Genomic DNA, 22,093 nt, shown 5'->3' on the forward strand with positions numbered 1-22,093 from the left:
TAGCATACAGACCTTGGAGAGGGTCTATAAACACTACTACTATATAATACGAGGAAAAAAAGGAGTATCGCTATTACATCAGCAGCCTGAAAGAAGATGAGGAGTTATTCAGCCGGGCGGTGAGAGGACACTGGAGCGTGGAAAGTATGCATTGGCATTTGGATGTGACCTTTAAAGAGGATGCGAATACAACGTTGGATAAGCAGGCGGCAGAAAATCTGAATATCATACGGAAATGGTGTATAAGCATCCTGAAAATGGTAGAGATCTTTCGCCCCAATCTGTCCATGAAAAAGAAACGATTTGTGATCAGCATGAATCCGGAAGAGTTTTTGGAACAGGTTTTGAGTTTTTAAAAAGCTGATTTTTGAAAATGAGGAAGGAAAAAGATTCATGCGTACGTCGTGGCACTTTTCCCCTTCATTCTTTACAAACCTGCCAGGTTATGCTAAAATCAGAATGTTTTGAATGAATGCCATAAAAACAGGGAGCTTGTAGACAGGCTGAGAGGAAATTGTGAATTTCGACCTATAACCTGATGTGGATAATGCCAACGTAGGGAAATACGAACGATTCTGAAGCCCTGCCGTTATCCGGCCGGGCTTTTTTCTTTCCCTCCTTGTCTCCCTTTCCCTGCTTTGCTGAAAGGAGCTCTTTCATATGAAATATGCAAAACGCGCCGCGCCTGTTCTCGCGCTGGCCGCAGTTCTCATCCTCTGGGAGCTTGCCGTGGATCTTTTTAAAATCCCTCTCTATGTGCTCCCCTCCCCTGCAAAGGTGGTTCTGGCGCTGGCAGCGGATCGCTCGGTCCTTTTTAGCCACGGTCTTGTAACCGTCTCTGAGGCCCTGCTCGGAATGGGAATCTCTCTGGTACTTGCTGTGCTGCTGGGCATTCTCATGGACGCTTTCGCTCCGGTGCGCCGGTGTGTCTACCCAATCTTGGTGGTGACGCAGACGGTTCCCATGATTGTGCTTTCGCCCATCCTCATTATCTATCTCGGTTTCGGCCTGGCGCCAAAAATCCTGACCGTTGTGCTGATGTGCTTCTTTCCTGTGGCTGTCAGCTTCACCGACGGGATGGCTCAGCTGGATCCGGAGTACATGTACCTTGTCCGCTCCTTCGGAGCAGGAAAGTGGGAGGCCTACCGTCTGGTAAAAATCCCTGCCGCCATTCCTTCTCTCCTGTCCGGCCTGAAGGTAGCCGCCACGTACAGCATCAGCGGAGCTGTGGTCGGCGAGTGGATCGGAGCGCAGAAGGGTCTTGGCTACTATCTGCTGCGTGTTAAAAACGGCTACATGCTGGACAAGGTCTTTGCCTGCGTCCTGGTCATCGTTTTTCTCAGCCTGTGTATGAATCTGGCTATCTGGCTTATCCAGAAAACGGCTGCCCCTTACATGGGACAGAAGGGAACTGAAAAATAGGGAAAATAAAAAGTATCCGGCTGCCGGACTTTTTTGACAGTCTAAGCGCCCTGTCCCATATTTTTAATAAATACTTACTGAATGAAGGAGAATGAACATTATGAAAAAGAAACAGCTGACAGCTCTCACTCTGGCGGCCCTCATGGCCGCATCTCTCACTGCCTGCTCCGGCGCAGGCTCCGCTTCTGAAGGCGAATCCAAAGGTGACGGCACGGAATCCTCCCTGCAGGCTCCATCATCAGAGCAGACAGGCGCCCCCTCAGAAAGCGGCAGCACCTCAGAAGCTCTCGAGGATGTCACCGTCATCCTCGACTATGTGGCCAATACCAACCATACCGGAATGTACGTAGCTCTGGATCAGGGCTATTATGCAGAGGAAGGTCTGAATGTAACCATCGCAGAGCCCACAGAGGGCGCCACAGCCACTCTTGTGGCAGTGGGCAAGGGAGATTTCGGCATCAGCTACCAGGAGGATGTGACCATCGCCCTGACCTCAGAGGAGCCTCTGCCCATAAAGGCGATTGCCGCCATTATCCAGCACAATACCTCCGGCTTTGTCACCTCAGCCGACAAGAATATCACCTCACCAAAGGACTTTGAGGGAAAGACCTACGCAGGCTGGGGCGGCCCCGGAGAGTCTGCTGTGCTGGAGGCTGTGATGACACAGGCCGGTGCAGATTTCTCCAAGCTCAATATGGTTATCTCCGACGGCTCCGGCTTTGCCGCCTTAAAGGATCAGGTGGATATTATGTGGTTCTTTGAGGGATGGGATAATATCACCTGCAAGCTCAACGACTTCCCAATCAACTACATGCCTGTAAGAGAACTGGACGACCGGCTCGACTACTATACTCCGGTTATCATCGCCAACACAGACACCCTCTCCAAGCGTCCGGAGATGGTCCGCAAATTCCTGCGCGCCACAGAGAGAGGATACCTCTACGCTATCGAGCATCCTCAGGAGAGCGCCGAGATCCTTCACAAGTATGCCCCCGATTACTCTCTGGAAATGCTGACCATGTCCCAGGAATTCCTCTCCGGAAAATACATGGAGGACACAGAGGTGTGGGGAAGCATGTCCGATGAAACCTGGGACAACTACACAGACTTTATGATGGAATACGGCGTCATCGACGAGGCAATCCCTGCCGCCGACTGCTATACCAACGAATTTCTCCCCGGTGAGGCAGAATAAACTCTGACCCTGCCTGCTTTCCGGCAGGGCAGGCCGGTTCACCGGTCACCGATGCAGTCAGCTCTGCGCTGAGAAAGGATAAATAGATGAAGTTAGAAATCTCTGACCTGGCTTTTTCCTATGAGGACAGACCTCTGTTTTCCTCCCTCTCCCTCTCCGTGAAGGAGGGAGAGTTTGTGAGCATCCTGGGCCCCTCCGGCTGCGGAAAGTCCACGATTTTAAAGCTCCTCACCGGAGTTCTTAAGAAGGAGTCCGGCTCTGTCCTGGTAGACGGAAAGGAATTGTCAGGAGCCGGCGGACATTTCGCCTACATGCCGCAGAATGATCTCCTCTTTCCCTGGAAAAATATTCTCGACAACGTATGTCTCTACGGCAGAATTCACGGCTCGATGGACAAGGCGAGAAAGGAGGCTCTGGACAATTTCCCGGCCTTCGGCCTTTCCGGTTATGAATATAAATATCCCGGTTCTCTCTCCGGCGGAATGCGGCAGAGGGCGGCTTTTTTGAGAACCGCTCTCTGTGAAGCGGACATCCTCCTGCTGGACGAGCCCTTCGGCGCCCTGGACGTCATCACCAGAGGAGAAATGCAGGACTGGCTTCTGACTATGAGAGAACGGCTGAACCGAACCGTCCTCCTGGTCACCCACGACATGGACGAGGCCATCTACCTGTCCGACAGAATTCTCATACTGAACGGCTCTCCCGCCCGCATTACCTGCGAGATCTCCGTTGAAGAGAAAAACAGGAGCCGTTCCTGGCTCTATGAGCAGGGCAGCCTTCGCCAGACCATCTACCGGGAAATCATAAAGACAGGAGGGAAAGAAAATGAGACTGTTTGACGCCCATGCCCATTTGGGAGATGAGGAGGAGCTTCTCTCCAGAAAGCGGGAGAATATTTCCTCCCTCGTCTGCGCAGGAACACCTGAGGAAGCTGAGCGCCTCATGCTTCTGTGCGAACATTCTCCATTCTCCCCAATTCTTCTGCCCGCCCTGGGCCTTCATCCATGGCAGGCAGGAAATGTCTCCTTCAGGGACATGGAGCCCTGGCTTCTCAAGGCCCCCGTCATCGGTGAAATCGGCATGGACAGCGTCTGGTGCGACGTTCCTCTTTCCAAGCAGGAGAAGGTTTTCTGCGCCCAGCTGGAGCTGGCCAGCGCTCTGAAAAAACCTGTGGTTCTCCACACCAAGGGTCAGGAAAAAAAGATCGCGGGTCTTATCAGAAACTATGAAAATACCTATCTCGTCCACTGGTATTCCGGGGAGGAGGGGCTCTCAGAATTTCTGGAGCTTGACTGCTACTTTACCGTCGGCCCCGATGTCTTTTATAATCCTTCTGTGCAGAGGGCTGCCAGGCTCGCACCTGAAAACCGCCTTCTTGTGGAGACAGACGGATGTTCGGCAGTCAAATGGGCCTACGAAAACTTCTGCCGGAGCCGTTCCGTCTCAGAGCGCTCCCGGGGGGAGGTGCACTCAGAGATCCTCCCTCTTCCTGACTGGCGGGATATACGCGGGGTTCTGGAGCACAGTATCCGCAAGACGGCTCTCCTGAGAGCAGAGACTGAGGGAGGATGCATGAAGGAGCCGGGCCCGGGCAGGGACTTTCCTGAGCCCCCGGCAGAACGGCTGGCCGGCATCATGGAGCAGAACTTTCTGCGGTTCTTATCAAAAGAGAGAGGCTAACAGCCTCTCTCTTTCAGATCATGGACCAGCTCCACATAGAATTCTCTCACGTCGAAATCAGGGATATTCTCCCGGTTCAGATCGATCATGTCTCCGTGGGAGATCCCTCTCTTTCCTCTGGCTGTCAGAAAGCGGAAGCGTTCTCCCCACGGAAAGGAGCTCTCCGCCACCAGCCCGTCATTGGGCCCGTCAAAATACCGGACCAGGGCATGGGAGAAATTGAGGGGAAATCTTCCTCCAGAGGCACGGTTCAGCTTCGAGCCCACGCTCTGGTAAAAGACTCCGGGACAGTCGGGTACCTTCTGATTGAAGTCTCTTAAGGCGGAGGCTGTCAGATCAGTGACTGCTGCCAGAAAGTCCGGCTTATCGTCTCCCAGCTTTCTGAGGGCTCTGTTGTACCCGGCCGCGACCTTATCCTTCACCGGCTTTGGAATTTCATTCAGGAGATAATCTGCAAACACACAGCCTCTGTGAGGCGTATTGATCGTGGTGAGGGATGCCGCATACTGATCCATACCGAGAACGCTCAGGGCATAGCGGCAGTCCAGGCCGCCCTTCGAGTGGGCAATGAGATTGAACTTTTCACATCCTGTCTCCCGGGAAAGCTCCCGGATTCTTTCTAAAAGCTCCCTGCCGCTGTCAGCCACCGATGCAGCTGACTGGTGATTTCCGTAATAGATGACAGCCCCGTTTTCTTCCAGCTCTTTCGGAATCCTGCCCCAGTAGTTAAAGTATTTGTAATCCCGGAAAAATACGCCGTGCACCATGAGAATCGGATATCTGGTGGCGCAGAGCCTCTCCTCCTTCCTCTCCCTGTTTCTGAGTATCCTCATACTCTCAAAATCCGTTTCCTCCCTCACGATCCGAATCAGGCGAATCAGAACCAGCAGGTTTACAACGGGAATCCATCCGCACAGGGCGCCTATGACCCTCCATTTGGCTCCAAGCTGAAAGGAAGAAAGATAGATTCTCACCATTCCATTCCAGAATACGGCTGCCTCTGCCAGAAATGCGGTAAGTATCTGCCAGAAAAACAGCCAGAAGGACTCGTCAAACATCCGCTTTGCCCCGTACAGAGTAAAGAGGACGCTGGCTGTGGCGGATATTAAAAACAATGTCAGCAGCTCACAGCCGTTCCCGCAGCGTCTGAGCCTGGACGTTGGCAGACTCCTGTTGGCAAAAGAGGGAAGAAGATTGGCCAGAAGAAAGACTGCTGCCGCCGTTGTTCTCCACAGCCCTCCCATCTCCGGCCAGAGTACTCCTGCCAGAACGGTGTTGGCTGTCAGGAAGATGCCTGCTGAGTAGAAAGCGCGGACTCCGTACTTTGTAAGCTGTTTCATGTCCCCTCCTTTTTATCTGCCTTTTCCTTATCCGTCTTTTCCTTATCTGCCTTTTCCTGTTCCCCCCGGCCAGACAGCTTCCTTTACTTCTGTCCCTCTGCCATGTACGGACCAAGAGCTTCCCTGTCCTGTACAATCAGGATCTTTGCATCCTTACCGGCAGTTGTGAGGATCGTTTTTACAAGCTCCTCCGGGATACCGATACAGCCCGCTGTGTAGGTGTCATCCTTCACTTTCGGGCAGTGGAGGAAGATGGCAGAGCCCCGTCCGGGAACACAGTCTGCATTGTAGTTTAAAACCAGCGCGTAGTTATAGCACGGCCCCTGATTTTTTAAGACCTCCGCCGAGCGCCAGTCTGCCTGAACCGCACCGGCATTTACATACTGATTGTAATATCTGCTTCCCACATCATCCACAAAGCAGTCCCCGTCCTGTACCTGCCGGTAGGGAATCCGGCTTCCCGGATCCTCCTTCAGTCCAAAAGCCATGGTAAAAGAGTAGAGGCCTGACGGTGTTTTCTTGTCTCCTTCCACCTTGTCTGCCGTGATTCCGGCCCGCCCGCAGGTTCCGCGCGTTCCGAACACCTCTGAAAGCCGGCCGTCTTCTCCCCTCTCATAGTACCAGAGCGTGAGGCTGCTCTGATCTGCTCCGTCTCCCACTGCCAGAATCAGATGATCTGTCTGCTCTGCCGCAGTCAGCTGATTTACGTCAAACCCTTCCGGCAGATACTCAGCCAGAGCCGTCTCTCCTGTTTTGGTCTGTTTTTCCTCTCCCCGCCCCTCTGCCCTGCTCTCAAGAGCCGGGCCTGAAGCAGCTGCCTGTCCTGCAAAGGCCGTCATATGCCCTGTTCCCGCCGCTGCGAGAACAGCTGCGGCAAGCACAAGACCTGCACATCCTCTTCTTCTCATGTTCTGTCTGCTCCTCTCCTGTTTTATCTGTTCCTCCCACATCGGTATGGCGCATTTGCATCTCTCCCGGCCTGCCCCGCCTGCCGTCCCAGGCCTTTCCCTGTCAGAGGCTGTTTTCTCCTTCGCCGTCACAGGGGACAGGTTCTGCCGTCTTTTCCTTTTTCAGCCCTGTTTCCCTGCCCCGGGCCCGCTTCTCTCAGCTCTTCCTTCTGCAGCTCTTCTCTCTCCAGCTCTTCCCTGGCGCTTCTCCTGACCATCCAGTCTGCGATGGCAAACATCAGGGCAATGCACTTGCAGGAAACATACTCATTTCCATAGTTGATGTCCCGCCCGTGAAGAATTCCGTTTCTGTAGGGAATATAGATCGGCTCCGTATTCGTCTTCAGACGGTTCTGGTTAAACTGGAACTTTAGTTTGGAAAGCCCCTCGGTGCAGCCCACCAGACAGTCCCAGGGATCCACCGTGGTAGCCGCTGTGAAGAACCCTTTTTTTCTTGTGTAGTCATTGACCGCCCCATCAATAATGATTAAAGACAGGGGAACGCTGGCATAGTATCTCCCCTCCGCATGATCCTCAAAGCACTGCCTGATCATGCCCTCGCGCATGGCAAAGGAGGGAGAGGCATTCAAAATATGCTCCACCTGCTTCGGAGCTTCTGTCTTATAGTACTCTATCAGGACGCGCTGGGCAGCCTCGATTCCCTCTTCCTCAAAGGTCTGGTTTACCCTGTGAACCAGCTCTTCGCTGATAGTGTCATAGGCACACCAGCCATAGTCGGCGAACCGCTGATTAAAAACAGGCCCCTCTTTAATCAGGCTCCCGCAGCAGCCGCAAGTTTCTTCCGTCATCACATCTCTCCTCCTCATATCCCGGGCAGGGAGAAGGCGGTGCCAAAGGCACCGTCTCCTGCGCCGTCTGGTTCTATGATAACACAGCAGGGTGGGTTTGTGAACTCCCCGGTGCAGAAGTATCTCTCCGCATCCTGATAGCCTGCATCAGCCCTTTTATCCCTTTTTTTCTCAATTCGTTTCCCCTCATGGCTTTTCTTTATTCATGAGATGCAGTAAGGCCTCCGCCTTTTCGGGGAGTCTGAGCCTTCCCTGATATTCCATAAACAGCACCTTCGTACCTTCTCTGGCAATCAGAAGCTGCATTTCTTCCTGTGCTCCCCATAAAAATGTATTAAATCCCTCCACCTGAAGTCTGGAAAATCCCTGTTCCATCTGCCTCTTCGCCTGCTCCTCAAGCTCTCTCTCCATCCCTTCTGCAAAATCTTCCATTCTGGAATTATAAAAATGCACCCTCAGCTTCGCTGTATAGGCTTTTCCCCCTTTCGGTTCAATTTCTGCAGTCTGCCTTACCTCGTACTGCTCTCGCATGAAGGGATTGTGGTAGTAAATAACATCCCCATCACAGTACTTTGCCTCTTCAGGTATCCCAGCTTCTTCCAGAAGCTCCAAAGCCACAAACGTATCTCCATAGCCTAATTCCTGGGCCACGGGGCCTCCCTGTCCGCAGGAACTAAACAGGCACACAGCAGCCAGAAGCACAAGCAATGTGAATATATATTTAGACCACCGAGGGAATTTTTTCGTTCTCACCTGCTCCTCGTCAGGACCCAGGCACACCCCTTTTTCCAGTAACCTCCTCATATTTTTTGTATAGCGCCAGTTCTCCACGACCCTCACGATCAGAAAAACTGCCAAAGGCATGATCCCTATAAGAGCGATCATCTCCGGCTCTGCCAAAGTCAGAAACGGACTTTTCACAATACCTGCAAGAAAATCTCTTATATTAAACAAAAAGGCCCCAATGCACAGCACTGTTGCCACCGCCGCCGTCATCAACCGCTTTTCCTGCCATTTCAGAGCCATCTCCTGCAGCTTAGAGTTCGTGTAAAACTCTGCAGTATCAGGATCATCTGCCCGCAAAATGTGATACAGCGTCCGGTGAGTCGTTACATACCGCCAACCGTTTTTCAGGTACTCCTTCTGCCGTGCTTCATCGCATTCTCCCCTCTTTCCATCCATAGGCGCCAGACGGTATAGGACCCTAGCAGGCTCCCTCTTTTCAAAATACCACCAGCTTCCCACCGTCTCCGTAAGAAAAAAACCTTTAAGAGCCATTTGTTCCAGCCATAATTCCACATCAAAAATCTTGTGTTCATTGACTGGAAGCTTTGCCAGCTTTTCCTTCATTGTTCCCGTCCCTCCCTCATCCCCCGGACTTCCAGAGCAGAAGCGTATAAAACATTGGTTCTGCAGGAATGAATCTATGTTTCTATTTGATCATTTCTTTCATTGTTTTTATTGCATCATAGTTCAATTTATTAAATGATTTCTTAAACTGTTGTGGGAAACAGCTTCATTAAGTATAGTTTACATTAATAACTTTCATATGGCAACAATTTGCAGAAGCATTATAAACTTACAGCTGTTATATGGCAGCCGGGTGATACAGGCAGGTGATATTAACATTTGAAAAAATATTTCAGCCCCCTGAAAACCAATGAACATTGCTTGTTTCAGAACTGAGATTGTGATAGGAATACATTTTTTAATTATCCTGCAAGCAAATTACACATATCTGATAAATCCATTGCAAAGGCAGACTTGCTTTTTCTGCCAGCAGGCCCCTTTATGTTCAATGCTCTTTTCAAAATAAGCATAATCAAATACATTTGTTATATTCTAAAAAATGGCGCAGACAATGTCTCCATTATCTACGCCATTTCTCATTTTACCTCGAAATAGTTACTCCTTTTTCTTTTGCAGTATTCCAGGATATCTTACCTTCGAAAAAAGTCTGTAAACCTTGGTTTTAAGCAAACTTTTCAATATTTCAAAGCTCTCTTTTATGGAACACCAGCAATCCCATAAGCAAGTATTCTGTTGTAAAAATTTTACTCAATTACTTTACTACAATGTTGATAATCTTGCCCGGCACATAGATCTCTTTTACGATGGTGCCTGTCAGTTTATCCTTCACTGCCTCTTTTCCTGCTGCGAGAGCGGACTCCTTGTCGGCGTCAGCCGGAAGTGTCACAAGACCTCTTGTCTTTCCGTTAATCTGAACGGCGATCTGGATCTCGTCATCCTTCATGGCCTCCTCATCGCACTCCGGCCATGTACTGTGGAATACGCTGTCTGTTCCGCCGAGCTCTCTCCACAGCTCCTCGCCCAGGTGAGGAGCAAACGGTGCAAGGAGAACTACGAAGGTCTTTAAGGTCTCTTTGTCAATTCCTCCCTCTTTCTTGGAAAGCTCGATCAGCTTGTTATTGTACTCCATGAAGCCGGAAATAACTGTATTTAAGCTGAACTGCTCAAAGCGCTGCTCAATATCGTAAACCAGCTTATGGCGCAGCTTCACCATTTCCTTTGTCTCCTTGATGTCCTTGTCCTTGCTGCTCATAACCAGGTTGTAGAAACGGTTTAAGAAGCGGGAAACGCCCTCAATTCCGCGATCGTCCCACTCTGCATCTAACTCCGGCGGTCCTACGAACAGCTCGTAGAGGCGCAGGGAGTCACAGCCGTAGTCGCGCACCAGATCGTCCGGGGAAACCACGTTGCCCTTGGACTTGCTCATCTTAATTCCGTTCTTTCCTGTGATCATTCCCTGGTTGAACAGCTTCTTGAACGGCTCGTCAAAGTCGATCACGCCGATATCGTACAGGAACTTGGTGTAGAAACGGGAATACAGCAGGTGAAGCACAGCGTGCTCCACGCCTCCGATGTACATATCTACCGGAAGATATTTGTCGGCCTTCTCTCTGGAAACCAGCTCCTTGTCATTTTTGCTGTCCACATAGCGCAGGAAGTACCAGGAGGAGCCTGCCCACTGAGGCATGGTGTTTGTCTCTCTCTTGGCCGGCGCGCCGCAGCACGGACAGCTGGTGTTGACCCACTCGTCAATGGCTGCAAGAGGTGACTCTCCCGTTCCTGTCGGCTGGTAGCTGTCCACCTCCGGCAGCGTCAGCGGAAGCTGATCCTCCGGAACAGGCACGTTTCCGCAGTTCGGGCAGTGGATAATCGGGATCGGCTCTCCCCAGTATCTCTGGCGGGAGAATACCCAGTCGCGCAGCTTGTAGTTGACGGTCTTTCTTCCGATACCCATTTTTTCAATCATCAGAGGAGCTTCCTTCTTTAATACGGAGGACTCCATTCCGTTCCACTCGCCGGAGTTGATCATGGTTCCGCTTGCCTCGGTGTAGGCCTCGGTCATGTTCTCAATCTCTTTTCCGTCCTTTGCGATAACCTGGATAACCGGAATATTGAATTTCCTTGCAAACTCAAAGTCTCTGTCATCGTGGGCCGGCACGCACATAATGGCTCCCGTTCCGTAGTCTGCCAGTACATAGTCAGACAGCCAGATCGGAACCTTTGCCCCGTTTAACGGGTTGATGGCGTAGGAACCGGTGAACACGCCTGTCTTTTCCTTATCCTGGAGACGGTCCACATTGGACTTCATGGAAGAATCGAAAATGTACTTCTCGACAGCCTCCCTGGTTTCATCTGTAACCAGGCTCTTTGCCAGCGCATGCTCCGGTGCCAGCACCATGAAGGTGGCTCCGTGGAGCGTATCAGGTCTTGTGGTATAGACGGTGATCTTTTCCTCTCTGCCCTCAACCGGGAAGTCCACCTCAGCGCCGTAGGATTTTCCAATCCACTCGCTCTGCATCTTTTTAACCTTCTCCGGCCAGTCTAACTTGTCCAGATCATTTAACAGTCTCTCTGCATAATCTGTGATCTTTAACATCCACTGGCGCAGGTTCTTCTTGGTGACAGGAGTTCCGCAGCGCTCGCAGCAGCCGTTTACAACCTCCTCATTGGCAAGGCCTGTCTTACAGGAAGGACACCAGTTGATGGGGAACTCCTTCTCATAGGCGAGGCCCTTCTTAAACATCTGCACAAAAATCCACTGAGTCCACTTGTAAAAGCTCGGATCCGTGGTGTTGACCTCCATATCCCAGTCATAGATTGCGGCAATCTCATTGATCTGGCGCTTAATATTCTTTACATTCTCTGCCGTGGATTTTGCCGGGTGAACGCCCATCTTAATGGCATAGTTCTCTGCCGGAAGGCCGAATGCGTCCCATCCCATGGGATGAATCACATACTTGCCCCGCAGAAGCTGGTAACGGCTCCACACATCAGAGATTACATATCCTCTCCAGTGTCCTACGTGCAGTCCGCTGCCTGACGGATATGGGAACATATCCAGGCAGTAATATTTCTCTTTCTTCCCGTCATTTACATTAATCGGGTTCTTTGCCCAGTTTTCCCGCCATTTTTTCTCAATGGCGGTATGGTTGTACTGTGCCATCTGAATTTTCCTCCTTTTGTTTTATGTGCAGAACCTGACCGGTCAGAGCCTCGGCAGCCATTCCTGCCATCTTTTTCTTTCATGGAAATACAAATATCCATTTCCTGTGAAATACAAAAAGCCCTGCCTCTCTCTGCTGGTTCTGCATAGAGACGCAAGGCTTGATCCTCTCGCGCGGTACCACTCTATTTCATGCTGTCTGCATGCTCTTACGGGGGAATCTGCCTGTCTGCTGTCCTGAGCCATCCGGTCAAGGGGCAAACTGAAACGGCATTTTCTCCTCACCGCGTAACGGGCGGCTCCCGGCTCTGCCTACACAGGGAACAGACAAACTCCCCTTCAACAGGCTACTCCAAGGCGAGTTCAGCTCCCTTTGCCAACTGCCTCGCACCCTCCGGCAGCTCTCTGATGATTCCAGAAGCCTACTACTCCTCTTCACGGTATTTTTGCTGTTTCTAAATGTAGCACACTTGCCCCGTCCTGTCAAGGCTTTGGACGCCCCGTCTATCCCTCCATCACATGCATATTTCTGAGCTGTCCGTCCCGTATCCGCTCCATCACACAGAAGGCATGGGGCTCCAGATAGTCCCAGTCTCCGTCCGTCAGCCCCTGGCGCTTCAGCTCTCCGATTATCTGCCCGCACACCGCCTCTATGCCATTTCGCACCTTTTTTTCCTCTGTCCCCTCCCCGGTCTGGGACAAAAGCAGTGCCGAAAGCTCCTCCCCAAGCTCAGGAAGGAGCGGCAGCTCCCGAAGCTTTCTGAAGGCCCATTTATAATAGGGCATGTAGCTGTTGTTCAGAAGAAACACCATGGAAACCGCCTGCCTGACAAATTCATCGAGGGCCAGACTCGCTGCAGCCGGTTCCCCGTGCTTCAGGCAGCGGCTGTAATTATACTGCCCTGACTGAGCCATCAGAGCAGCCCTCGCCGCAATCTTTTTCAGCCTGACATCCTCCGGATACCCCTTTAAAAGCTGATTTCTCACCTCCGTAAATGCTCCTAACGGATCGCTGAATACCTCCCCGTTTACCGCGCAGGCCAGGGAATACTCCGGTACAGTCATCCAGTGGGAAAGCTCTCCAGGCGCTCCCGGCGCTCCTGTAAATGTCTCATAGAACTGGCCAATGGTCATAACGCCTGTCCGGCCGTCCCCGAACAGACTCGTTTGGATTCTTCTCACTCCCAGAAATTCCTCCGGCAGACGTCTGTAGGCCCTCATCAGCCTAAATCCCGTCCTCTCAGCGTCTTCCTCTGTTAGCCACAGACAAAATCCAGGTCCAAAGTCGTGATCCCTTGACACCTCATCGTCATATCCGAAGCATTCCGATCCCTGCCCGACCAGACCGGCCGCTATTCTCTCTTCATATTCCGGGAATTCCTTTCTAACCATCTCCCGTCCGAATTCTTCGTAAAACCGCCTGGACAGCTCCAGTCCCCGCATTTTCTCCATCCTTAAGCCCTCTCTCCTCTGTCCTTAGTCCCTTTACCGGTTCTTTCAGTCCGTTTTTTCGCCTGCCTCTCCGTTCTCCTGCGTCCGGCTGCATAGTCTCCTGCGTCCGGCCGGCCTCTTTATTCTTCCTCTTTACCAGTCGTGCCCTCTGTCTGTCCTGCCCTTCGGTTTGCCCTGTAAATCTGCTCTGCCCGCTTTTCAAGCTCCCTCTGGATTCTGAAATACCCGAATTCCCCGAACGTCCCTGCACACTTCCTGCAGTTAAATGCATAATAGCCGTCCCATTTCACGCTTCTTTTCTCAAACTGCTCCCACGCCCGTTCCAGACACTGGCTTTTCTTTTTCTCCCACAGCTCCATCTCCTCCTGGCTGCAGCTTCCCGTTTCACTCTCAGCTGCCTCCCAGTCCCGGTACAGGCACGCCAGATTTACCCAGGTGACCGCAAGCTCCATCTCCGAGTGCTGTAACAGACCGGCCAGCTCTCCGGCCCTCATAAACAGTCTCTCTGCCCGGTCAAATTCTTTCAGCTGTGTATAAGCAAGGGCCATATTGTTGCAGAGGCCTGCAAACCGGTAGTCATCCTCCCTCAGATGCTTCTGGTACACCTGCTTTGCCGCCTCGTAGAGAGGCAGGGAGACGGCGCACCGCCCAAAGGCCTTGAAGGTCGTAGCCGCATTGAGCCAGGTCGTTCCTGCGGTCACGGTATCTTCCATCTTGTGGATCTTAATAAGCTCGATTCCCCTCTCTGCCGCCTCAAGCCCTGTCCTCTCCTCCCCGGTACTCCTTGTAAGTCCCATCAGCTCATTGGCTACTGTAAGCTGTCCGCCCCAGTCTCCTGCCTTCTCAGCCTCTGACATCCAGTATTTCAAATGCTCCATCGCCCGTTCCGGCTCGTCCTGTTCCAGCATCCGATCCAGCTTCTCAATAACCTCCTGCACCGGAATCCGCCGGCATGTATCCTGATTTTTCATCTCTGTACTCTCCATCTGATTTTCCTGGTCAGCCATCTGCCAGACTCCCCCCGTTTCACCCCTTACCAGTCTTGTTTCCAAAGCCTGACAAAAAGAAGAGGAACCTTTGGTTTAGAAGCCGCAAAAGGTTCCTCTTTTTCATAGAGACAGGGTTTTCTACAGAAACACCTTTCTTCCCCCGGCGTCCGGTATCCCAAGCTCCTCTCTGTACTTGGCTACCGTCCGCCTGGATATGGTAAACCCTCTCTCCTCCAGCTTTTCCGCCAGAATTCTGTCGCTGAAAGGCTTCTTTTTATTTTCCTCCCGGATGATCTCAGTCAGGGCATTTTTCACCTCCTGGACAGATACGGCTCTTCCTCCTCTTCCCTTCTCCTCCGAAATTCCTCTGGAGAAGAAGTAATTCATCGGATAGATGCCCCAGGAGCACTGGAGATACTTCTGGCGCACAGCGCGGCTGACCGTGGATTCATGGATTCCGATCATCTCAGCCACCTCGCTCTGCTTCAGCGGCTTCAGATGGGAGGGACCTTTCTCAAAAAACTCACTCTGAAGCATCAGGATGGTTTTCGTCACATTCATAATCGTCCGGCCCCTCTGCTCCATACAGGTGCGTATCCACTCCGCCTGCCTGAGCTTTTCCCTCAGGTAATCATGAACCTGAGAGGAATCTGACTGAACTGCCATTTTCCTGTAGTAGTCGTTGATCTCTATAGTCGGGTAGGTGCTCTCATTGAGCAGGATCTCGAAGCGATCGGCAAATTTCACTACTGTCACATCGGGAATCAGATAGGAAAGCTGTTCCCGGGACGCAAAGTGGCTTCCGGGCCTCGGATTCAGATTCCTGATTGCCTGGCAGATCTCCGCTGTCTCCTCCACGGAAAGATGCACCTTCTTTGCAATCACCGGAATCTTGTTTGCAGCCAGAAGCTCCAGGTGCTCTCTCACAATCTCCTCAGCTGCCGGAGAGTCCATCCGGTTTCTTTTCAGCTGCAAGAGAAGACACTCGCTCAGATCTTTTGCGAAAACCCCTGCCGGTTCCAGTGTCTGAAGCTGTGAGAGAATCTCCTCCACCCGCTCCTTCGGCTCATGAAACCGCTCTGCCACTGAGTCCAGCGGTTCATCCAGGTATCCCCTGTCGTCCAGACTCTCCATCAGATAGGTGATGATCTCCTCATCTTTCCCAGACAGCTCCTTCAGACTGATCTGCGACCAGAGGTAGTCCTGCAGGGATTCCCCGTCCTCCTGCCGGAACTTCCAGTCATCATTTCCCTCCTCGTCATCTCTGGACTCGTGCATATATGTATCGCGGTTCCTGTCGTTCAATGATTCCAGCCACTGATACTTTGCCATCCGCTCATCCTCCGGAGACGGCTGGCTCAGATCCACGACGGGATTTTCCAGAAAAATTTCCCCCAGCTTTTCGCATAACTCCTGCACTCCCATCTGAAGGATTTCATTTGACAGGATCATTTTCTGTGATAATGCCTGCGTCTGCTCTGCCTTGATAAATAGTTCTGTCCTCACGTTTTTCTTCCCTTCTTCTGCACTGATTCCTGTAAATGGCACCAAAAATCTCCACTGTCCGAACAGCCGCAAAGAGGGACTGTCTTTCCAAATATAAAAGACAGTCCCTGACAGCTATTTCATTGTATTCAATTTTACCATAACTTTATAGAAAAGATCAATCTTTTTCAGCTTCTGCTGCTCTCGCCTCAACCTCTCTCTTCTGTACATCTCCCGGAGCCTGCTCATAGCGGCTGAACTCATAAGAGTAAACTCCGATGCCGCCTGTCATGGAGCGCAGATCTGTGTTGTATCCGTAAAGCTCAGACATCGGAACATCTGCCTCGATAATCTGTTTGCCGTGGTGATCCGAATTCATGCCCAGCACGCGTCCCCTTCTGCGGTTCAGATCTCCCATTACATCGCCGGTAAACTTATCCGGCACTGTCACCTTAAGGGAGGCAATCGGCTCAAGAAGCACTGGATTTGCATCCATAAAGCCCTTCTTAAAGGCCATAGTAGCCGCCATCTTGAAGGCAAGCTCAGAAGAGTCTACGGGATGGTAAGAGCCGTCTACCAGAGTTGCCTTTAAGCCCACAACCGGATATCCGGCCAGAGGTCCCTTGAGAACGCATTCCTGAATTCCCTTCTCGACAGCCGGGAAGTAATTCTTCGGAACAGCGCCGCCGAACACTCTCTCCTCAAATACATATGGTTTTTCCAGATCGCCGGACGGCTCAAATTCCATCTTTACATCACCGTACTGGCCGTGACCGCCTGACTGCTTCTTATATTTGCCCTGAACCTCCACCTTCTTTCTCAGAGTTTCGCGGAAGGCAAATTTCGGTTTGCTGAGCACCACGTCAACCTTATAGCGGTTTAACAGCTTGCTCACAACCACCTCCAGCTGCTGATCGCCGATTCCATAGAGGAGGGACTGGCGGTTCTCCACATCATTAACCGTGCGAAGGGTCAGATCCTCTTCCATTAACTTGGAGAGGGCACTGGAAATCTTGTCCTCGTCTCCTTTCGTCTTGGCAGCATATGCCATGTAGGTATACGGTGTGGAAATCTTCGGTTTGTGGTATACAATGGGGGCGGTGCGGACTGCCATGGTATCTCCCGTCTGGGTTACAGTGAGCTTTGCCACAGCCCCGATATCTCCGGCCTTCAGCTCGGGAACCTCGATGGCATCCTTTCCTCTCAGCACATACACCTTCTGAACTTTCTCCTCCGCGTCCTTATTGACATTGTAGATTACGGAATCGGGTTTTAAGGTTCCTGTACAGATTTTCATCAGAGAATACTTTCCGATGAACGGATCCACCACTGTCTTGAACACCTTGGCTGACAGGGAAACATCGTCGTTATACTTTGCTGTAAAGCGCTCGCCGTTGGAGACATCCACGCCGACGCACTCAAATTTATCCGGTGACGGGAAGTATTTGTCTATAGCCTGCAGCAGATGGGAAAAGCCCTGAGCATTTACGCCTGAGCCCATCAGTACCGGGACAATGTTACCCTCGATGACATGCTCCCTGAGGGCGGTGGAAATCTCATCCTGGGTAAACTCCTCACCGGAGAAGTAGCGTTCCATATACTCCTCGCTGGTTTCCGCAACTGCCTCGATCAGGGCGTCTCTTACGATTCCCAGGTTTTTCTTCGTATACTCCGGAATCTCGCACTCCTCATAATCGCTCAGGTTGGTGAATCGGCGGCCGCCCATCTTCACTACGTTTACGAAGCCCACAAATTTCTCATTCTCACGGATCGGAACCTGGAACGGTGCAATCTTTCTTCCGAACCGTTTTTCCAGCTTCAGGATAAGCTCTCGGAAGCTGGCCTGATCATCATCCATATTTGTCACAAAGATCAGTCTCGGAAGCCTGTACTCCTCGCACAGCTCCCACGCCTTCTCCGTGCCGACCTCAATGCCTGCCTTGCAGTTTACCACAATAATCGCGGCGTCGGCCACGCTCATGGCCTCCTCTACTTCTCCCACAAAGTCGAAATATCCGGGAGTGTCAAGAAGGTTGATCTTAATCGGACCGTTTTCTCCGCTGTACTCGATCGGAATCAGGCTTGTGGAGATCGAAAACTGACGCTTTATCTCTTCTTTATCATAATCGCTGATGGTTGTTCCGTCCGGAACCTTTCCCATTCTCTTTGTCACGCCTGTCACAAGCGCCATGGCCTCAGCTGCCGTCGTCTTTCCTGCCCCGCCATGTCCAAGAAGAACCACATTGCGAATCTGTTTTGTCCCGTACACGTTCATATTAAAATCCCTCCCGTAGATAAATTTTAGTCCATGAGTATATTTTACAAGAAAATAGAGAAAATTTCAAGTTAAATGTGCATTTTATACAATATTTCTTTTGATATTTTGTGAAAGTCCCGTTCATCAAAGTTTTTTTCTGTTCATTATCCCAAAATTATTTGTTATTTCACCAATCAAAACGATTTAATTGATTGACACCCGGCTTAATACTGACAAATTCCGCGCTTTTTTACAAAACTCAGACCCATGTTTCCGCCTGTTTCGGCGTTACCTTCCTGATTTTTAGCTCCTTTCCCCCTGACAAAATATTGACATGTCTGCCTGGTGTGGTAAACTTGTTTTACCATATTTCTGGACAGAATAGAAAATGGAGCCTGAAACAGGCTGCACAACACACCATTTAAAAGTTTTACAGGAGGACACAAGACATGCAGAATATAACAGCAGGCTTTATCGGTCTCGGGCTGATTGGAGGCTCCATTGCCAGAGCGCTCAAAAAACGTGCGCCCTCTACGGTCATCATGGCCTATATGCGCACACGGGAAACGCTGCTTACTGCCAGCCGGGACGGCGCTGTGGATATCGTTCTGGACGGAATCGGAGAACCTCTGCGGCAATGCGACATTATCTTTCTGTGCACACCGGTAGAGTATAACGAAGAATACCTGAGGCAGCTGCAGCCTTACCTGAAGCCCGGCGCCATTGTGACGGATGTGGGGAGCACCAAGACGCAGATCCACGAGGCGGCCAGAGCTCTCTCCATGGAAGAATCCTTTATCGGCGGACATCCCATGGCCGGATCTGAGAAAACCGGCTATGAGAATTCGACGGATCACCTGCTGGAAAATGCCTATTACATCCTTACTCCTACTGAGCAGACCCCTGCCTCCTCCACCGCCCTTATGACAGAGCTTGCCTCTCTGATCGGAGCCATTCCCATTGTCCTGGATTTCAGGGAACACGACAGGATCGTGGCCGCCGTCAGCCATCTGCCCCACCTCATTGCTTCCAGCCTGGTAAACCTGGTCCGGGAGGACGATAAGGAGAGCGGCATGATGAAGCAGCTGGCCGCAGGCGGCTTCAAGGATATTACCAGAATCGCCTCTGCTTCCCCTGTCATGTGGGAGCAGATCTGCATGACCAACAGCAGCAATATCGCATCCATGCTTGAAGAGTATATCGGATCTCTCCAGCAGATCCTTGTTCAGCTTAAGGGGCACGACAGCCCTGCTGTGAGAAATCTGTTTGAGACAGCAAGAACATACCGGGACTCCTTCGAGAAGAGAACATCCGGCCCTATTTCTCCGGATTACTCCTTCTCTGTGGACGTCTGTGATGAACCGGGAGCCATCTCCATCATCTCCGCCATTCTGGCCGGAAAGGGGATCAGCATCAAAAACATCGGAATCAACCACAACCGGGAGGGAGGAGAGGGGGCGCTCTCCATTACCTTTTACGATGAGGCGGCCAGGCAGGCTGCATGGGACATGCTGAAAAAATATAACTACACCCTGTTTAACTTTTAATCTGGCTTTTCACTTATATTATCAGGAGGTTACACATGATATTTTCCACTCAGAATCACGGTCTGCGGGGCGAAGTCACCGTTCCCGGCGACAAATCCATCTCCCACCGCAGCGTCATGTTCGGCGCCATTGCCAAGGGTCTTACCGAGATTGACGGATTTCTCCAGGGGGCAGACTGCCTTTCCACCATCTCTTGCTTTGAGCGCATGGGAGTTTCCATCGAAAACAGAGGGGAGCGGGTGCTGGTTTTCGGAAACGGAATGCACGGGCTTAAAGAGCCGGACGGGGTGCTGGACTGCGGCAACAGCGGGACAACGACCCGTCTTCTCTCCGGCCTTCTCTCTGCCCAGCCCTTCTGCGTCACCCTGACCGGGGACGAATCGATCAGAAAGCGCCCCATGAAGCGCATTATCACCCCCCTCAGCCAGATGGGTGCTTCCATCAAAAGTGTAAATGACAACGGCTGCGCCCCCCTTTTCATCGAGGGTCAGCACCTTCATGGAATTTCCTACCAGTCCCCGGTGGCCTCCGCCCAGGTCAAATCCGCCGTCCTGCTGGCCGGCCTCTACGCAGAGGGGGAGACGCGGGTGACGGAGCCTTATCTGTCCAGAAACCACAGCGAGCTGATGCTTGCCCACTTCGGCGCAGACGTAAGGACAGAGGGGACCACTGCCGTTCTGAGGCCTGCCAGAGAGCTGTTCGGCCAGAAAATTTCCGTTCCCGGGGACATTTCCTCCGCGGCCTTTTTCATCGCCGCAGCTTTGATGGTTCCCGGCTCGGAGCTTCTGATCCGGAATGTGGGAATCAATCCCACCCGTGACGGAATTCTCACCGTCTGCCGCAGCATGGGGGCTGATATTGAGATTCTCAACCCGTCTGCCGGAAGCGGCGAGCCTGTGGCAGATCTGCTGGTGCGCCACTCTTCCCTCCACGGAACGGAGATTGGCGGGGCGGTCATCCCAACCCTCATCGACGAGCTTCCCGTCATCGCCGCCATGGCCTGTCTGGCTGACGGAAAAACAGTCATCCGCGATGCCGCTGAGCTGAAGGTGAAGGAATCCAACCGAATTGCCGTCATGACGGAAGGTCTCTCGGCCATGGGGGCAAGGGTGGAGGAGACGGCAGACGGAATGATTATCCATGGAGGCTCACCTCTCCACGGGGCTGTCATCGACAGCCGAAAGGATCACCGCATCGCCATGACCTTCGCCGTCACGGCTCTCGCCGCTTCCGGCCAGACAGAGATTCTCGATGCGGACTGCGTATCCATCTCCTATCCTGGCTTCTATGGGGATCTGAAACGGCTCTGCTGCCGGTAGAGCAGAGAGGCAGCAGCTGATACAGAAACACCGCCGGCCAGATTGGCCGGCAGCAAAGAAACTGTTCACATCAGTTTTCGCGAGGAGTCTTTATGCTGTCACATAAAAATGAAATGATTCTCCTTATCTTGGCAGTTATTTTTTTATTTTTTTGCAGCCTGTCTGCGCTGTATCGTCACCTCGCTCCTGTTTCCTTTTCCAGCGAGAAGATTTGTTCTGACTTAAGCGCACAGGATTCTTTTTCTTTTTTGAAAACATACTGTCACGTACATCTGAATGGTGAAGTAGAAAAAAATACGATTAAAAATACATATATTTCTACGCCTTCGGATGCAATAGAAACTTGTCTTTTTGATCCTGAAACAGACATAACCTTTCGCCCCCAATACTATGCAAAAGACAGGACAGGCTGGTTTTTCTACAGAAATGAAGAAAATAATACATGGAAAAAAGAAAAACTGGAAAATTTTTCCTTGAAAGATTATTTGAAAACCGTTTCATTTTCTATCAGGGGAACCGATTTAAAGGTCGTTGACAACTGGAAATATGCCGGAAAATCCACGCTATGCAATCGCCAGGCTCTCCGTTTCGACGGAACCTGCCCGATAGAGGTGTTCGCCAGAGACCAGGCAAACTTGAGCGGGCTTTCTGATGGGGATACCTCTTACCTTTCCGATTTCTCGGGTGATATAGCTGTCAGCATCTGGACAGATAAAACAGCAGAAAAAGTTTTACAGCTCCAGTACGACCTTTCACAGCTGAAACCAGAAAATGGGACGGATATTGTAACCGTAACCCTCTTGGATGAAATCGTCCCGTTTGAAATTCCCTATTGACAAACAGCTCGAAAAGTATTAGGATAGGGTTCAATAAAACAAACCGTTGAGAAAGAGAAGTAAGTCAGATTGTTGCATCACAGAGAGCCGCGGACAGGTGGAAGCGCGGTATGACACAGCCGGCCGAATGGACTTTTGAGGGCATTCCAGATACAGCTTTCGCTGAGGTAGGGAATGACGGAAACCGCAACCGTTATCTTCGCGGCATATATGTTGGTATATGAAAGAGTGGACTCTATGTCAATTTTGGGTGGTACCGCGGATTTGTTAATTCGTCCCAGATACAGGAAACTGTGTCTGGGACTTTTTATTTAACAGAAAATTCCGTTGAATTTCCTGTT

Annotated in this window: 16 protein-coding genes, 1 pseudogene, 1 riboswitch and 2 other annotated features; of the genes and pseudogenes, 8 read left to right on the top strand and 9 right to left on the bottom strand. The window is 51.4% G+C overall.

Annotation, left to right across the window (positions count from 1 at the left end; all coding sequences use genetic code 11):
• Positions 1 to 65: 65 nt before the first annotated feature.
• From DW757_RS05215 to DW757_RS05235, 5 genes and pseudogenes are all read left to right on the top strand, one after another.
• Positions 66 to 356 (top strand): annotated as a pseudogene (locus tag DW757_RS05215) (ISAs1 family transposase); the annotation flags it as partial.
• 118 nt (positions 357 to 474) lie between these two features.
• Positions 475 to 579, top strand: a riboswitch (TPP riboswitch).
• An 81-nt stretch (positions 580 to 660) separates the two neighbouring features.
• Positions 661 to 1,422, top strand: coding sequence for an ABC transporter permease (locus DW757_RS05220; RefSeq protein ID WP_008398826.1), 762 nt, complete (start codon positions 661 to 663; stop codon positions 1,420 to 1,422).
• Between the two features lie 100 nt (positions 1,423 to 1,522).
• The gene (locus tag DW757_RS05225) at positions 1,523 to 2,617 is read left to right on the top strand and encodes an ABC transporter substrate-binding protein (RefSeq protein ID WP_118751175.1); all 1,095 of its coding nucleotides are present in this window, start codon (positions 1,523 to 1,525) and stop codon (positions 2,615 to 2,617) included.
• An 86-nt stretch (positions 2,618 to 2,703) separates the two neighbouring features.
• On the top strand, positions 2,704 to 3,456 hold the full coding sequence (locus DW757_RS05230; protein WP_118751176.1) for an ABC transporter ATP-binding protein: 753 nt from the start codon (positions 2,704 to 2,706) through the stop codon (positions 3,454 to 3,456).
• Entirely contained in the window at positions 3,443 to 4,297 is an 855-nt protein-coding gene (locus DW757_RS05235) for a TatD family hydrolase (RefSeq protein ID WP_118751177.1), read from the top strand. Before DW757_RS05230 ends, DW757_RS05235 begins: the two co-directional genes overlap by 14 nt.
• On the opposite strand, the gene DW757_RS05240 is transcribed toward DW757_RS05235, so the two are convergent.
• The 9 genes from DW757_RS05240 to DW757_RS05290 form a co-directional block, all read right to left on the bottom strand.
• Complete coding sequence (locus DW757_RS05240; protein ID WP_008398818.1) at positions 4,294 to 5,637, bottom strand: triacylglycerol lipase; 1,344 nt, start codon at positions 5,635 to 5,637, stop codon at positions 4,294 to 4,296. The two genes, DW757_RS05235 and DW757_RS05240, sit on opposite strands and share 4 nt — an antisense overlap.
• 83 nt (positions 5,638 to 5,720) lie before the next feature.
• The gene (locus DW757_RS05245; protein ID WP_118751278.1) at positions 5,721 to 6,545 is read right to left on the bottom strand and encodes a L,D-transpeptidase family protein; all 825 of its coding nucleotides are present in this window, start codon (positions 6,543 to 6,545) and stop codon (positions 5,721 to 5,723) included.
• Between the two features lie 128 nt (positions 6,546 to 6,673).
• Positions 6,674 to 7,393: a hypothetical protein gene (locus tag DW757_RS05250; RefSeq protein ID WP_118751178.1), complete on the bottom strand. Its 720-nt coding sequence runs from the start codon at positions 7,391 to 7,393 to the stop codon at positions 6,674 to 6,676.
• A 186-nt stretch (positions 7,394 to 7,579) separates the two neighbouring features.
• Positions 7,580 to 8,743: a DUF2812 domain-containing protein gene (locus tag DW757_RS05255; protein ID WP_118751179.1), complete on the bottom strand. Its 1,164-nt coding sequence runs from the start codon at positions 8,741 to 8,743 to the stop codon at positions 7,580 to 7,582.
• Between the two features lie 712 nt (positions 8,744 to 9,455).
• On the bottom strand, positions 9,456 to 11,867 hold the full coding sequence (gene leuS, locus DW757_RS05265; RefSeq protein ID WP_118751180.1) for a leucine--tRNA ligase: 2,412 nt from the start codon (positions 11,865 to 11,867) through the stop codon (positions 9,456 to 9,458).
• Positions 11,868 to 12,012: 145 nt separating this feature from the next.
• Positions 12,013 to 12,315 (bottom strand) — a binding site (T-box leader).
• A 56-nt stretch (positions 12,316 to 12,371) separates the two neighbouring features.
• Complete coding sequence (locus tag DW757_RS05275) at positions 12,372 to 13,319, bottom strand: DUF4037 domain-containing protein (protein WP_118751182.1); 948 nt, start codon at positions 13,317 to 13,319, stop codon at positions 12,372 to 12,374.
• 119 nt (positions 13,320 to 13,438) lie between these two features.
• Entirely contained in the window at positions 13,439 to 14,326 is an 888-nt protein-coding gene (locus DW757_RS05280) for a hypothetical protein (protein WP_118751183.1), read from the bottom strand.
• 120 nt (positions 14,327 to 14,446) lie between these two features.
• A complete protein-coding gene (gene rpoN / locus DW757_RS05285) occupies positions 14,447 to 15,856 on the bottom strand; it encodes an RNA polymerase factor sigma-54 (RefSeq protein WP_227910197.1) in 1,410 nt (469 codons plus the stop codon).
• 115 nt (positions 15,857 to 15,971) lie between these two features.
• Positions 15,972 to 18,068, bottom strand: a complete 2,097-nt coding sequence (locus DW757_RS05290) for an elongation factor G (protein ID WP_008398807.1) — start codon at positions 18,066 to 18,068, stop codon at positions 15,972 to 15,974.
• Positions 18,069 to 18,499: 431 nt separating this feature from the next.
• On the opposite strand from DW757_RS05290, the gene DW757_RS05295 reads away from it, so the two are divergent.
• From DW757_RS05295 to DW757_RS05305, 3 genes are all read left to right on the top strand, one after another.
• Positions 18,500 to 19,597: a prephenate dehydrogenase gene (locus DW757_RS05295; RefSeq protein WP_118751184.1), complete on the top strand. Its 1,098-nt coding sequence runs from the start codon at positions 18,500 to 18,502 to the stop codon at positions 19,595 to 19,597.
• Positions 19,598 to 19,632: 35 nt separating this feature from the next.
• Complete coding sequence (gene aroA, locus DW757_RS05300; protein ID WP_118751185.1) at positions 19,633 to 20,916, top strand: 3-phosphoshikimate 1-carboxyvinyltransferase; 1,284 nt, start codon at positions 19,633 to 19,635, stop codon at positions 20,914 to 20,916.
• Between the two features lie 92 nt (positions 20,917 to 21,008).
• On the top strand, positions 21,009 to 21,752 hold the full coding sequence (locus DW757_RS05305) for a hypothetical protein (protein WP_118751186.1): 744 nt from the start codon (positions 21,009 to 21,011) through the stop codon (positions 21,750 to 21,752).
• A 37-nt stretch (positions 21,753 to 21,789) separates the two neighbouring features.
• Positions 21,790 to 22,035 (top strand) — a binding site (T-box leader).
• The last annotated feature ends 58 nt before the right edge of the window (positions 22,036 to 22,093 follow it).

Source organism: Clostridium sp. AM29-11AC (genome assembly GCF_003480545.1).
GTDB lineage: Bacteria > Bacillota > Clostridia > Lachnospirales > Lachnospiraceae > Otoolea > Otoolea saccharolyticum_A.